12 protein-coding genes are annotated in these 12172 nt (G+C 56.8%); 2 read left to right on the top strand and 10 right to left on the bottom strand.

Going from position 1 to position 12172, the window contains the following annotated elements; all coding sequences use genetic code 11:
- Nucleotides 1-7 precede the first annotated feature (7 nt).
- The 6 genes from AC2FNC_RS09950 to AC2FNC_RS09925 form a co-directional block, all read right to left on the bottom strand.
- Nucleotides 8-853 (bottom strand): ABC transporter permease, encoded by an 846-nt coding sequence (locus AC2FNC_RS09950; RefSeq protein WP_480516704.1) that lies wholly within the window; start codon nt 851-853, stop codon nt 8-10.
- Nucleotides 850-1767, bottom strand: coding sequence for an ABC transporter permease (locus AC2FNC_RS09945; RefSeq protein WP_480516702.1), 918 nt, complete (start codon nt 1765-1767; stop codon nt 850-852). The genes AC2FNC_RS09950 and AC2FNC_RS09945 overlap by 4 nt, the downstream gene beginning before the upstream one ends.
- Nucleotides 1764-2207, bottom strand: a complete 444-nt coding sequence (locus AC2FNC_RS09940; protein WP_496715195.1) for a GNAT family N-acetyltransferase — start codon at nt 2205-2207, stop codon at nt 1764-1766. Before AC2FNC_RS09940 ends, AC2FNC_RS09945 begins: the two co-directional genes overlap by 4 nt.
- Entirely contained in the window at nt 2197-2994 is a 798-nt protein-coding gene (locus tag AC2FNC_RS09935; RefSeq protein ID WP_480553271.1) for an ABC transporter ATP-binding protein, read from the bottom strand. Before AC2FNC_RS09935 ends, AC2FNC_RS09940 begins: the two co-directional genes overlap by 11 nt.
- Before the next feature lie 54 nt (nt 2995-3048).
- Nucleotides 3049-4503: a dihydropyrimidinase gene (hydA, locus tag AC2FNC_RS09930; protein ID WP_480604246.1), complete on the bottom strand. Its 1455-nt coding sequence runs from the start codon at nt 4501-4503 to the stop codon at nt 3049-3051.
- 92 nt (nt 4504-4595) lie between these two features.
- Nucleotides 4596-5846, bottom strand: coding sequence for a Zn-dependent hydrolase (locus AC2FNC_RS09925; RefSeq protein ID WP_480604244.1), 1251 nt, complete (start codon nt 5844-5846; stop codon nt 4596-4598).
- 172 nt (nt 5847-6018) lie between these two features.
- Between AC2FNC_RS09925 and AC2FNC_RS09920 the strand changes: the two genes are divergently transcribed.
- Complete coding sequence (locus tag AC2FNC_RS09920; protein ID WP_480516692.1) at nt 6019-6627, top strand: TetR family transcriptional regulator C-terminal domain-containing protein; 609 nt, start codon at nt 6019-6021, stop codon at nt 6625-6627.
- Between the two features lie 47 nt (nt 6628-6674).
- On the opposite strand, the gene preA is transcribed toward AC2FNC_RS09920, so the two are convergent.
- The 4 genes from preA to AC2FNC_RS09900 all read right to left on the bottom strand — a co-directional run bounded on the left by preA (nt 6675) and on the right by AC2FNC_RS09900 (nt 11007).
- Complete coding sequence (gene preA, locus AC2FNC_RS09915) at nt 6675-7979, bottom strand: NAD-dependent dihydropyrimidine dehydrogenase subunit PreA (RefSeq protein ID WP_480622441.1); 1305 nt, start codon at nt 7977-7979, stop codon at nt 6675-6677.
- Nucleotides 7980-7997: 18 nt separating this feature from the next.
- Entirely contained in the window at nt 7998-8834 is an 837-nt protein-coding gene (locus AC2FNC_RS09910; RefSeq protein ID WP_480553266.1) for a class I SAM-dependent methyltransferase, read from the bottom strand.
- Nucleotides 8835-8880: 46 nt separating this feature from the next.
- Nucleotides 8881-10215 (bottom strand): NAD(P)-dependent oxidoreductase, encoded by a 1335-nt coding sequence (locus AC2FNC_RS09905; protein ID WP_496715192.1) that lies wholly within the window; start codon nt 10213-10215, stop codon nt 8881-8883.
- Nucleotides 10216-10374: 159 nt separating this feature from the next.
- A complete protein-coding gene (locus tag AC2FNC_RS09900; RefSeq protein ID WP_480553264.1) occupies nt 10375-11007 on the bottom strand; it encodes a cupin domain-containing protein in 633 nt (210 codons plus the stop codon).
- 144 nt (nt 11008-11151) lie between these two features.
- Here AC2FNC_RS09900 and AC2FNC_RS09895 point away from each other — a divergent pair, with 144 nt between their 5' ends.
- Entirely contained in the window at nt 11152-12147 is a 996-nt protein-coding gene (locus AC2FNC_RS09895; protein ID WP_496715191.1) for a GT-B fold glycosyltransferase domain-containing protein, read from the top strand.
- Nucleotides 12148-12172 lie beyond the last annotated feature (25 nt).

Genomic DNA, 12172 nt, shown 5'->3' with positions numbered 1-12172 from the left:
CTTCGTCTTATCCGCGTTGTGAGGGGTGCCAGAACGTCACCACTTTTTCGATTCCCGCCACCAGGCCATAAAAGGCCGTACCTGCGATAGCGGCAACAACGATTTCGGCCCAGACCATGTCCAACGACAATTGACCGACGCTGGTGGATATCCGAAATCCCATACCGAGTGTTGGCGATCCGAAGAATTCAGCCACGATGGCGCCAATCAAAGCCAAAGTTGTCGAAATCTTCAACCCGTTGAAAATGAAAGGCATCGCCGCAGGCAACCGCAACTTCAGAAAGCTCTGCCAATAACTTGCAGCATAGGTTTCCATCAAGTCACGCTGCATCGCTGTGGCCTCGCGCAGACCGGCCACGGTGTTGACCAGCATCGGAAAGAACACCATCACAACGACCACCGCCGCTTTGGAATGCCAATCAAACCCGAACCACATGACCAGAATGGGTGCCGTCCCCACAATAGGCAAAGCCGCGACGAAATTCCCGACTGGCAATAGCCCCAAACGCAGGAAATCCCACCGATCAACAGCAATCGCTATAAGGAAGGCCGATCCACAGCCGATGACATATCCGCTGAGCGCGCCTTTCAGGATCGTCTGAACAAAGTCGGCCCAAAGAATGTCAAGGCTACCTGCAAATCGCACCGCTATGGCGGAGGGTGCAGGCAGAATGACCAGCGGCACTTCAAGCCCGCGGACCACCAGCTCCCAGGCTCCGACGATGGTCAGACCAAAAATCACCGGTGCCAGGAAGCGTACCATCTGGCTGTCGGCTTGCGGGCCACTGGCCAATCGGCTGTTCAACCACCAGCCGAAGGCCCACAGCAGCAAAGCAAAGACAACCAACATCATTGCGCCATCCCCATTCGCCTCAGAACCGACCGTTCAATCAATCCCAGCAAACCGACCAGGCACGCGGCCAGAATGGCTGCTGCAAAAAGCGCTGACCATATCTGCACGGTTTGACCATAGTAACTGCCTGCCAGCAACCGAGCGCCCAATCCTGCGACAGCGCCTGTCGGCAGCTCGCCCACGATTGCGCCGACCAGCGATGCCGCAATACCGATTTTCAACGAGGTGAACAGGTATGGCATCGACGCAGGCAAGCGCAGTTTCCAAAACCCCTGGGATTGGCTGGCATTATAGGTCCGCAACAGGTCAAGTTGCATCGCGTCAGGGCTGCGCAACCCTTTGACCATGCCTACAACAACCGGAAAAAAGCTCAGATACGCTGAGATGATCGCTTTGGGAATGATCCCCTGAACCCCAACCGAGTACAGGACCACGATAATCATCGGTGCCAGAGCGATAATCGGGATCGTCTGGCTCACGATAGCCCATGGCATGACCGACAAATCCATCACGCGGCTATGCACGATCCCAACGGCCAACAAGACTCCCAGCCCGGTCCCGATGACAAAGCCCAGAATCGTAGCGCTGAGTGTCACCCACCCATGAAAGATCAGCGATCTTTTCGAGTTGATTTTCTTCAGGACAGTTGTATCCCACAGTTCAGTCGCCACCTGATGAGGTGATGGCAAACGGGGCTTGCCCTGCTCCCAAGTTACTGGAATCGCGAACGAATTATCCAGAACCAGACCGAACTCTCCCAGATCCCGGCGCGCGCTTGCGGTGGGCGGCTGAACCTCGGCTCCACCACGTTCAAGTTCGGTCAAAACCCCTTTGATGTTCATTGGAACGCAAGCGGCATACCAGAACAGAACGATCACGGCGACGACGGTGAAAACGGCGATGATCTGCTTCATGCGTGCCACTCCATACGAAAGACGGGCACTGTGTCTGGCGGTGCAGGCAGTTCTTCGGCGGTTACATCGAACCCTTCACGGCGGTAAAACCTCTGCGCCGCCTGATTGGGTTTGTGTGTTGTCAGCCAAAGGTGGGTCCGACCCTCCTTCGCCTTGTCAACGAAACACTTGCCAATTCCCTGCCCCGTCCGGCTGCAATACAACGCACCGATTTTACTCTGTGCCGGATCAACGGACATGTAGCAATCAACCGGATCACCCGCGACCCAGATCTCACGGCTGTCGAACACATCGCGGATCAAGGCCGCCAATTCCTCCACCGGCATTTCATCAGGCATCCAGTCCGTCTGCGAGGCCCAATTGTAAATCACGCGGGCACAAGCCGGCACGTCACCTACTACGGCCCGTCTGATGGTTTCTGCCCCCGGATCAGTCGTCATAAGAATGCCCCGCCCGCAACCCGTCGCGAACACGATGGGCCACTTCGATGAATTCTGGGGTGTCACGAATGTCCAACGGTCGTTCCTTTGGCAGCGGGCTGTCGATCACATCCGTAATCCGCCCCGGCCGCGGGCTCATCACGACAATTTTGGTGCTCAGATATACGGCTTCGGGAATCGAATGTGTCACGAAACCGATGGTTTTTTCGGTTCTTGCCCAAAGCGCCAGAAGCTGCTCGTTCAGGTGGTCGCGCACAATCTCATCCAAAGCGCCGAACGGCTCATCCATCAACAAGATATCAGCATCAAAGGCCAAGGCCCGTGCGATGCTGGCGCGCTGCTGCATCCCACCGGATAACTGCCATGGGAATTTTCCACCGAACCCTTCAAGATCAACCAGTTCCAGGACTTTTCTCACCCTTTCTTCCTGCTCGGACGCGGAATAGCCCATGATCTCAAGCGGCAGCTTGATGTTCTTTGCGATGGTGCGCCAGGGATAAAGGCCCGCTGCCTGAAAGACATACCCATAGGCCCTGTTCCGCCGCGCTTCGTCCGCTGTCATTCCGTTGACAGTCAGCGACCCGCCGGTCGGTGACTCCAAGGCCGCGATACAGCGCAGGAAAGTGGTTTTCCCACAGCCCGAGGGGCCAATGAAACTAACAAATTCACCCTTGTCGATCGTCAGGTTCACGTCTTTCAACGCGTGAACAGGCCCGTCATTGGTTTGAAAGGTGAGGTCAAGCTGCCTTGCTTCGATGACGTGCTGGGTCGTGCTTTCAGTGGTCATTCTACTGCCTTGAAAAGAGTGGTACCGGGGCCGCCCAAATAGCGGCCCAACGGATCAAACCCCCGTCGCCGGGATACCTGTCCGCTCAACTGGCCGAGGGGCGGTTAGTTCTTTCCACGCGCTCAAAGCCTTGTTGACGGTCGTATTTGCCTCGCGCGCAACGAACTCGCCATGGCCTTCCTGCGTGCGGATTTCACCATCATGTACCGCAACCTGTCCACGGGTCAGCGTAAAGCGCGGCAAGCCTTTGACCTCTTTGCCCTCAAACACGTTGTAGTCGATCGAAGATTGCTGCGTACTGGCTCTGATCGTTTTCGTTTTCTCAGGATCCCATACGACGATATCTGCGTCCGCTCCAACAAGGATCGCGCCCTTTTTCGGATAGCAATTCAGTATCTTGGCGATGTTTGTTGAAGTCACCGCTACAAATTCGTTGGGCGTCAGGCGCCCGGTATTCACACCGTGTGTCCACAGCATCGGCATCCGATCCTCCAGACCGCCGGTCCCGTTAGGGATCTTGGTGAAATCCCCAACTCCAAAGCGTTTCTGTTCGGTCGTAAAGGCGCAATGGTCGGTTGCCACAACACTCAGCGATCCTGATTGCAGGCCATTCCACAGGCTGTCCTGGTGCTGCTTATTGCGGAACGGAGGGCTCATGACCCGCCGCGCGGCGTGATCCCAATCCTGATTGAAATATTCACTTTCATCCAGGGTAAGATGCTGAATCAGCGGTTCGCCCCACACTCTCTTGCCCTGCATTCGGGCCCGGCGAATGGCCTCATGAGACTCTTCGCAGGATGTATGAACAACATAAAGCGGCACGCCCGCCATATCAGCTATCATGATGGCCCGGTTGGTGGCCTCACCCTCCACCTGCGGTGGTCTGGAATAGGCATGCGCTTCGGGGCCAGAGTTCCCCTCGGCCAGCAGCTTGGCGCTCAGCTCGGCAACAACGTCACCATTCTCGGCATGCACCATTGCGATTCCGCCCAGTTCGGCCAAACGCCTGAACGAGGCGTAAAGCTCATCGTCATTCACCATCAATGCGCCTTTATAGGCCATGAAATGCTTGAACGTGTTGATGCCGCGCGTCTCGATCACGGTCTTGAGGTCGTCAAATACCTGTTCACCCCACCATGTCACTGCCATGTGGAACGAGTAGTCGCAATTCGCCCGTGTCGATTTGTTGTCCCAGCGCTTCAGGGCATCCAGCAGGCTTTCACCCGGATTGGGCAGCGCGAAATCAACAACCATCGTCGTGCCCCCCGCCAGGGCCGCCCGCGTACCGCTTTCGAAATCGTCGCTGGAATAGGTGCCCATGAACGGCATTTCCAGATGGGTATGCGGATCAATCCCACCGGGCATCACATAACAGCCGGTCGCATCCAGCTCTTTATCACCTTTCAGACCCATCCCGATCCCGGTGATGACGCCGCCTTCGACCAATACATCCGCCTTGTAAGACAAATCCGCGGTGACAACGGTTCCGTTTTTGATAACAGTACTCATTTTGAACTCCCTGATGCGGTCTGCGCCGCTTGCTTCATCTGGCCAAAAATATTCCGGGGGAGTCGCCCAATGGGCGACGGGGGCAGCGCCCCCTATTCCACGATTTCGGCAGTCTCGACCACGGCATGCAGCAGGACATCTGCCCCGGCTGCTGCCCAATCCTTGCTGATCTCTTCAGCCTCATTATGGCTCAACCCATCAACACAGGGGCACATGACCATGGCGGTCGGGGCCACACGGTTGATCCAGCAGGCATCATGCCCCGCGCCCGAGATGATGTTGGTATGCGAATAGCCCAACCTTTCAGCCGCATCGCGCACGGCAGACACGCAATCGTCGTCGAATTTAACCGGATCAAAACCGCCGACTTTCTCGAATTCGATCTGCAGGCCCATTTCTTCGACAATATCTTCCGCCGCCACCCGCAGGCGGTTTTCCATGTCGGTGATCACCTCCAGCTCGGGCGAGCGGAAATCGACCGTGAAAACGACTTTTCCGGGGATCACATTTCGCGAGTTCGGGAAAACGTCAATATGCCCCGCAGCACCAACCGCATGCGGTGCATGAGACCAGGCGATTTCGTCCACTTTCTCAAGAATGCGCGCCATGGCAAGTCCGGCATTCTTGCGCATCGGCATCGGAGTCGAACCTGTATGGGCATCCTTGCCGGTCACCGTGATCTGTGTCCAGCTCAGACCCTGACCGTGGGTAACGACGCCGATATCCTTGCCTTCGGCTTCAAGGATCGGGCCCTGTTCGATATGCAACTCAAAGAAAGCGCGCATCTTGCGCGCGCCGACTTCTTCTTTGCCGCGCCAACCGATCCGGTTCAGTTCATCCCCGAATTTCTTACCCTCGGCGTCTTCACGGTCATACGCCCAGTCCTGCGTGTGCATTCCTGCAAAGACACCGGACGACAGCATGGCAGGCGCATATCGCGTCCCTTCCTCGTTGGTCCAGTTGGTCGCCACGATGGGATGTCTTGTCTTGATCCCGAGATCGTTGAGCGTTCGGATAATTTCCAACCCGCCCAGAACGCCCAGCACACCGTCATATTTTCCACCGGTCGGCTGCGTATCCAGATGCGATCCCACATAGACCGGCAAAGCGTCCGGATCGGTGCCCTCACGATGCGCAAACATGTTGCCCATCTGGTCCAGACCCATGGTGCATCCAGCCTCTTCACACCACTTCTGGAACAAGGCGCGGCCTTCGGCATCTTCGTCAGTCAGAGTTTGCCGGTTATTCCCCCCCGCAACACCGGGACCGATCTTAGCCATCTCCATCAGGCTGTCCCACAACCTGTCGCCATTGATCCTGAGATTCTGCGCCGGAGCTGCCATTGTCTTATTCCCTGTTTGCTTGCGATTTTGCTCGCTATTGGTGTCTTGATTTGACCAACTGGTCAAACTCACGCTATCACGGGTTCGGTATCAGTCAAGAAATTGCGCGGCAAAGCCTGAAATTTCAGTGTAATCCGTGCCTATCCGACGAAAAAAGAGACACACTGAAATCATGCCGAAAGACCGCGCACCGACTCGTATCCAGAAGAAGAACCGAGCCGCGATTCTCGAGGCTGCCCTGAATGTGTTTTCCGCACACGGGTTTCGTGGGGCGACCGTCGATCAGATTGCCGCCGAGGCGGGGTTGAGCAAACCCAATCTCCTCTACTATTTCGCGTCGAAAGAGGCGATCCACACCGAATTGCTTTCGGGCTTGCTGGAAACCTGGCTGGCGCCCTTGCACGATCTGGATGAGACCGGTGATCCGATGGAGGAAATGCTGTCCTATATTCGCCGGAAACTGCAAATGAGTCAGGAGCTACCACGGGAAAGCCGCCTTTTTGCCAATGAGCTTGTGCAAGGTGCGCCCCGCATTCACGATGCTTTGTCCAATGATCTCAAACAACTGGTTGACGAAAAGGTCACCATTCTCACTAACTGGATGGATCAGGGCAAAATCACGCGGCTGCACCCTTATCATCTGATGTTTTCGATCTGGGCGCTGACGCAGCATTATGCCGATTTCGACGTTCAGGTGCGGGCTATTCTGGGCGACGAAAACCCGTTTGAGGGTGCAGAACCCTTTGTCGATACGCTGTACCGAAAGCTCCTGACACCATGAACTCAGGGGCCGCGTCAGCGGCCCCTCAGGGATATTCCCTGTCTCGATCATTCCGCTGCTTTGGCCATCGGATTGTTCGGGTGCGTGGTCCAGTTCGCGTAGGTCGGCTGAACTTCTTTCCCGGTGCGCGGATCGATTTCACCCGCCGCCATCGGCACCATCGAAATGCAGCCTTCGACCGGGCAGACATCAACGCAGAGGTTACAGGCGACGCATTCGTCATCCTTTACCTCGAACACACGGTCATCCGACATTGAAATCGCTTGATGGCTGGTATCTTCACAGGCGGCATAGCACCGGCCGCATTTGATGCACTGGTCCTGATCGATCTTGGCTTTGGCGATGTAGTTCAGGTTCAGGTATTGCCAATCGGTGACATTGGGCACCGCGCGTCCGATCACCTCATCAATGCTGGTATACCCCTTTTCATCCATCCATTCCGACAGACCTGCTGTCAATTCATCGATGATCTTGAACCCATAGGTCATCGCAGCGGTACAGACCTGCACCGTGCCACATCCCAGCGAAATAAACTCGGCCGCATCACGCCATGTGGTGACACCCCCGATGCCCGAGATCGGCATGCCATGCGTCGCCTCGGCCCGTGCGATTTCGGACACCATCGACAGGGCGATCGGTTTCACGGCAGGGCCACAATACCCTCCGTGGCTGCCCTTGCCATCAATCGAGGGTTCGGGGCTGAACGTGTCAAGATTGACGCTGGTGATCGAATTGATCGTGTTGATCAGCGACACCGCGTCCGCGCCACCATTTCTGGCCGCCGCCGCGGGTTTCCGGATGTCGGTGATATTCGGTGTCAGTTTCACGATGACCGGACGGTCATAGTATTGCTTGCACCAACGCGTGACCATCTCGATATATTCCGGCACCTGCCCCACGGCGGACCCCATACCGCGCTCACTCATCCCGTGCGGGCAACCGAAGTTCAATTCGATTCCGTCCGCGCCGGTTTCGGCCACGCGCGGCAGTATGGCTTTCCAGGCCTCTTCCTCGCAGGGCACCATGATCGAAGCGATCAGGGCGCGATCCGGATAGTCGGACTTGACCCGCGCCATTTCCTCGAGGTTCACCTCAAGCGGGCGGTCGGTGATCAGTTCGATATTGTTCAGTCCCAGCAAACGGCGGTCGGCACCGTAAATCGCGCCATACCGCGGGCCGTTCACATTTACGACCGGCGGTCCCTCGGACCCCAGCGTCTTCCACACAACACCGCCCCATCCGGCCTCAAACGCGCGACGAACATTGTATTCTTTGTCCGTCGGCGGCGCAGAGGCCAGCCAGTAAGGGTTGGGGCTGGAAATGCCCAGAAAGTTAGTCGTCAGATCGGCCATGGCTTCTCCCTTCCCGGCTCAGCCGGATTTTTTGAATATCATTTCGGTCGGGCGTATGCGCCCGGCCTTGAGGTTTTTGACGTAGTTCTGGAACTTTTTGGGCGCCGTCTCGCCCATCATCAGATGAATGCCCAGTGGTGCCGGGCCGGATTCGGCAATCTTTGCAAAGACGTCCTCAAAGAACTGTATCGCGAATTCGGTGCGATCCGTTTCTGTCACCAGTTCAAAACCCGCGGCGCTTGCCGCAGACTTATAAACATCCGGCGCATCCACGAACGAGGTCTCGGCAACAGTGGACCACGGCAGAGGGAAAGCCAGCGGCTCGTCCACGTCTCCGGCCATCACATCGAACAGGGCAAAAGTACCGCCCTTGGCAAGCGCCCGCGACACTTCGGCGAACAGTCCGGCCTTGTCCTTTATGTTCATGCCGACATGCATCATGACGGCCAGGTCGAACCCAGCATCCGGCACCGGCATCTCCAAAGCGCTGCCCACATGAAAGCTGGTTTTCGAGGAATGCCCGACCATATCGCTGAGAGCCCTGGCGGTTTCAACGAATTCCGGTGTCAGATCGACGCCTGTTACTGTCGAATCATAGCGATCCACGACATAGCGAGAGGTTCCGCCGATACCGCATCCGACATCCAGAACACGGGTCGCATGGGTCGGCGACAACTGCGCAAACAGGTTGTTGGTCGCCAGAACGCCGCCCGTGTGGAACTCGTCCCCCGCTTTCAGGTCTGCGACCGTGGCCGCATCCGGATCGATACCGCTGGCCTCAAGCGCCGCGCGAACGCGGTCGGCCAGTGCTCCGGTGGTGTAGTGTTGCGCTACGGCTTGTTCGATCTGGGACATGGGAATACCTCAGCAGCGAAAGGAATGGGGCGAATACCCCATCCTATCACGAAACCAGCGTCGCGTGGATGTCCATCGCAGCATCCCGGCCTTCAGCAACAGCCGTAACGGTGAGGTCTTCGCCGCCCGCCGCGCAATCTCCACCTGCCCAGACACCAGCCACGGAAGTGCGTCCCGCACCGCTGACAGCGATCTTGTTGCCGTCCAGCTTCAGCCCTTCCGGCGCACCTTCCAGCGTCTGACCGATGGCTTTGAGAACCTGATCTGCCCGCAGCCGGACCGTCTCTCCGGTTCCGGTAAGCTGACCGTTCTGGCTCGAGGTATATTCCAGCTCAATCTCGGTAGCGGCTCCATTGCCGTGTACTGCCACCGGCTGCACGTTGGTCAAAATCTGAACCCCGTGCGAGGCTGCCAGATCCTGCTCGTACCGGCTGGCACCCATGGCGTCGCGGCCCCGGCGATAGGCAATGGTGACGTTTTCGGCACCTAACAACTTGGACTTTACCGCCGCGTCCACGGCAGTCATGCCTCCGCCAATAACGACGACGTTCCGACCGACAGGAAGCTTTGCAAGATCATCAGCTTGCCGCACGTCCGCGATGAAATCGACGGCATCCCGCACGCCGTCCTTGTCAACACCATACGCGCGCAAGGCATTGATCCCGGCAAGCCCGATGGACAGGAACACCGCGTCGTAGTTTTCGACCAGACCATCCAGTGAGATGCCTTCACCCAGAACCGACCCGGTTTCAATCGTGATACCACCGATTTTCAGCAGCCAGTCGACCTCGGCCTGCGCAAAATTGTTGGTCGATTTATAGGCGGCAATCCCATATTCGTTCAGACCGCCCGGTTTGGGCTTGCCTTCGTGGATCACCACGTCATGGCCCAGCATGGCAAGACGATGGGCGCAGGCCAGACCGGCAGGCCCTGCCCCCACGACAGCAACCGTTTTCCCGGTCGATGCCGCACGTTCAAACGGATGCGCGCCCGAGGACATAAGATCATCTGTCGCAAAGCGCTGTAGCCGTCCGATCTCGACCGGTTTGCCCTCGGCCGCCTCACGAACACAGGCCTCCTCGCACAGTGTTTCCGTCGGACAGACACGGGCGCACATTCCGCCCAGAATGTTTTGCTGAAAGATCGTTCGCCCGGCAGCCTGGGGCTGTCCGGCCTGAATCTGCCGGATGAATAGCGGAATATCGATGTCTGTCGGACACGCTGTCACGCAAGGTGCGTCATAGCAGAAATAACAACGGTCTGCTGCAACTGCGGCCTCATGCGGGGCCAATGGCGGATGCAGATCGGTGAAATTCGAGGTCAGCTCATCGCTTGAAAGCCGCCCCGCGACGATGCCGGGTGCCATCTGGCCCTGTGCCATCACTCTACTCCCTGTAGATATGTTTGTTATGACCTCAGCTTGCCACAAATAAATTTTTTATCAATTGGTAAAATTTGCCAAATGGTCAAAAAATCGAAAATCCGGGCCGTTAAACCCGGATTTATTGGCATTTTAGCTGATTTCAGGGCCGAAAAGCATTCAGACCATTTCACCAAGGTGGCAGGACTTGATCCAGACTCGGGCCCCATCAGGCCCTGCAACAGCCCGCGAGTGCGTTCCGGGAGGCAGGCGCAACCAGTCCCATTTCGAAAATTCTTCCCCCGATTCAGAGAAACTGCCCCTTATGACAAACACTTCCATGCCGTCGCGCGCGTCCAGTTCGACCACGCCCCCAGCAGCCCATGTCCGCACAAAAACGTCCTCATGATCATCTTTGAACAGCTGTACGTCAGAATAGCCATTTATCGAGCGGCGAACCTCGGTCCGGTCCTGCGGGTCAAACTGGTGCAACTTGACCAGAATGGTCGCGCCCTCGGCAGCGGACGGAGTGTGCGAGGAAGTTGGAGGGTTGCGAACATAGCTGCCGACGGGAAAATCTCCGGTCTCGTCCTGAAATACACCGTCCAGCACCAGATATTCCTCGCCGCCGTCATGGGTATGGGCGGAAAAGGTGCTGCCGGGCGCAAAGCGGACAATGGTTGTTGCACGGGCCACCTCATCACCAATCCGGTCCAGCATTTTGCGCTCGACCCCTGCTGCGGGAGAAGCGACCCATTCACTTTCGTCAAAGTGTACTGCGACCCGTTTGGTGAAATCCGCATTGATCCGCATGTGTATCCCTTTCTGAAGCGACCCCTGAAAGAAATGGGATCGCGTGATGAAATTTCAAATTATCCGCTTTTGACGCCTTGGGCCGCTTGCTGTAATCCGAACTTCAAGGTGCATGGTCAAACACCTGTCGGGAAACGGGCATAGATGCAGGCAACGTCACAGAAATTCAACGTCGCGGTCGTCGGTCAAAACAACCGTCTGCAATACGAGGCCCTGTTGTTTGCGGCTTCACTGCGCCATTCTTCACCGAAATTCGGGGGCAAACTGTTTGTCGTCACACCCAATCCGGGGCCACGCTGGAAACAGGATCCCCGCATTCAGGACGAAGATGTTCTGAAAGCCCTGAAACAACTGGATGCTGAAATTCTTCCCTTCGACTCGCATGTATTCGGTGAAAGCTATCCCTACGGCAACAAGATCGAAGCGCTGATGGCCCTGCCGGAAGATGAGCCCTTTGTGTTCTTTGACACCGACACGCTGATCACTGGCGAGATCACATCCGTCCCATTTGACTTCGACCGCCCCAGCGCGTCACTGAAAGTTGAAGGGACATGGCCCAAACCAACGCTGTATGGTCCCGGTTTTGACGGTATCTGGCGCGCACTTTACGCCCGGTTCGGGTTGGATTTCGAAGGCTCGCTGGACACCGATCAACCCCATGACCACTGGCGGCGGTACCTGTATTTCAATGCAGGCTATTTCTTCTACAAATGTCCCCGGAAATTTGGTGAGCGTTTTCTGGACTACGCCAGAACAATCCGCGACGAAAACATTCCGGAGTTGACAGGCCAAAGCCTTGACCCCTGGCTGGATCAGGCCGCCCTGCCCCTTGTCATTCACTCGTTCGGCGGTGGTCGTGATGTTTTGCCCTCTGGTTTGCTGGATGGATCCGTCAGTTGCCACTATCGCCTGTTTCCCTTGCTGTACGCCCGTGAAAGCGATCATGTGATAGACGTTTTGGAAACCATCGTCGCTCCAAACAAGGTCAAGAAGGTTCTCAAGCAATATGAGCCGCTGAAAAAGATGGTTCTGCAGGGTAAAGGCGCAAAAGTCCGCGCCCTGTTTGACCGCGATCATCTGCCACGACGTGAACAGGCCATACGCAACACGATCAAAAGCAGGGGCCTCTGGCTGCGCTGACAGGATCGTTGTGCGCAAGCGGGCA

The sequence above is a fragment of the Ruegeria sp. BHSA123 genome, assembly GCF_059613425.1.
The sequence above is the reverse complement of the archived record's forward strand: the minus strand, read 5'-3'. Positions and strand labels throughout refer to the sequence as shown.

Coding starts and splice junctions, on each gene's coding strand:
- AC2FNC_RS09950 (WP_480516704.1), bottom strand. CDS start 853: ATGATGTTGGTTGTCTTTGCTTTGCTGCTGTGGGCCTTCGGCTGGTGG.
- AC2FNC_RS09945 (WP_480516702.1), bottom strand. CDS start 1,767: ATGAAGCAGATCATCGCCGTTTTCACCGTCGTCGCCGTGATCGTTCTG.
- AC2FNC_RS09940 (WP_496715195.1), bottom strand. CDS start 2,207: ATGACGACTGATCCGGGGGCAGAAACCATCAGACGGGCCGTAGTAGGT.
- AC2FNC_RS09935 (WP_480553271.1), bottom strand. CDS start 2,994: ATGACCACTGAAAGCACGACCCAGCACGTCATCGAAGCAAGGCAGCTT.
- hydA (WP_480604246.1), bottom strand. CDS start 4,503: ATGAGTACTGTTATCAAAAACGGAACCGTTGTCACCGCGGATTTGTCT.
- AC2FNC_RS09925 (WP_480604244.1), bottom strand. CDS start 5,846: ATGGCAGCTCCGGCGCAGAATCTCAGGATCAATGGCGACAGGTTGTGG.
- AC2FNC_RS09920 (WP_480516692.1), top strand. CDS start 6,019: ATGCCGAAAGACCGCGCACCGACTCGTATCCAGAAGAAGAACCGAGCC.
- preA (WP_480622441.1), bottom strand. CDS start 7,979: ATGGCCGATCTGACGACTAACTTTCTGGGCATTTCCAGCCCCAACCCT.
- AC2FNC_RS09910 (WP_480553266.1), bottom strand. CDS start 8,834: ATGTCCCAGATCGAACAAGCCGTAGCGCAACACTACACCACCGGAGCA.
- AC2FNC_RS09905 (WP_496715192.1), bottom strand. CDS start 10,215: ATGGCACAGGGCCAGATGGCACCCGGCATCGTCGCGGGGCGGCTTTCA.
- AC2FNC_RS09900 (WP_480553264.1), bottom strand. CDS start 11,007: ATGCGGATCAATGCGGATTTCACCAAACGGGTCGCAGTACACTTTGAC.
- AC2FNC_RS09895 (WP_496715191.1), top strand. CDS start 11,152: ATGCAGGCAACGTCACAGAAATTCAACGTCGCGGTCGTCGGTCAAAAC.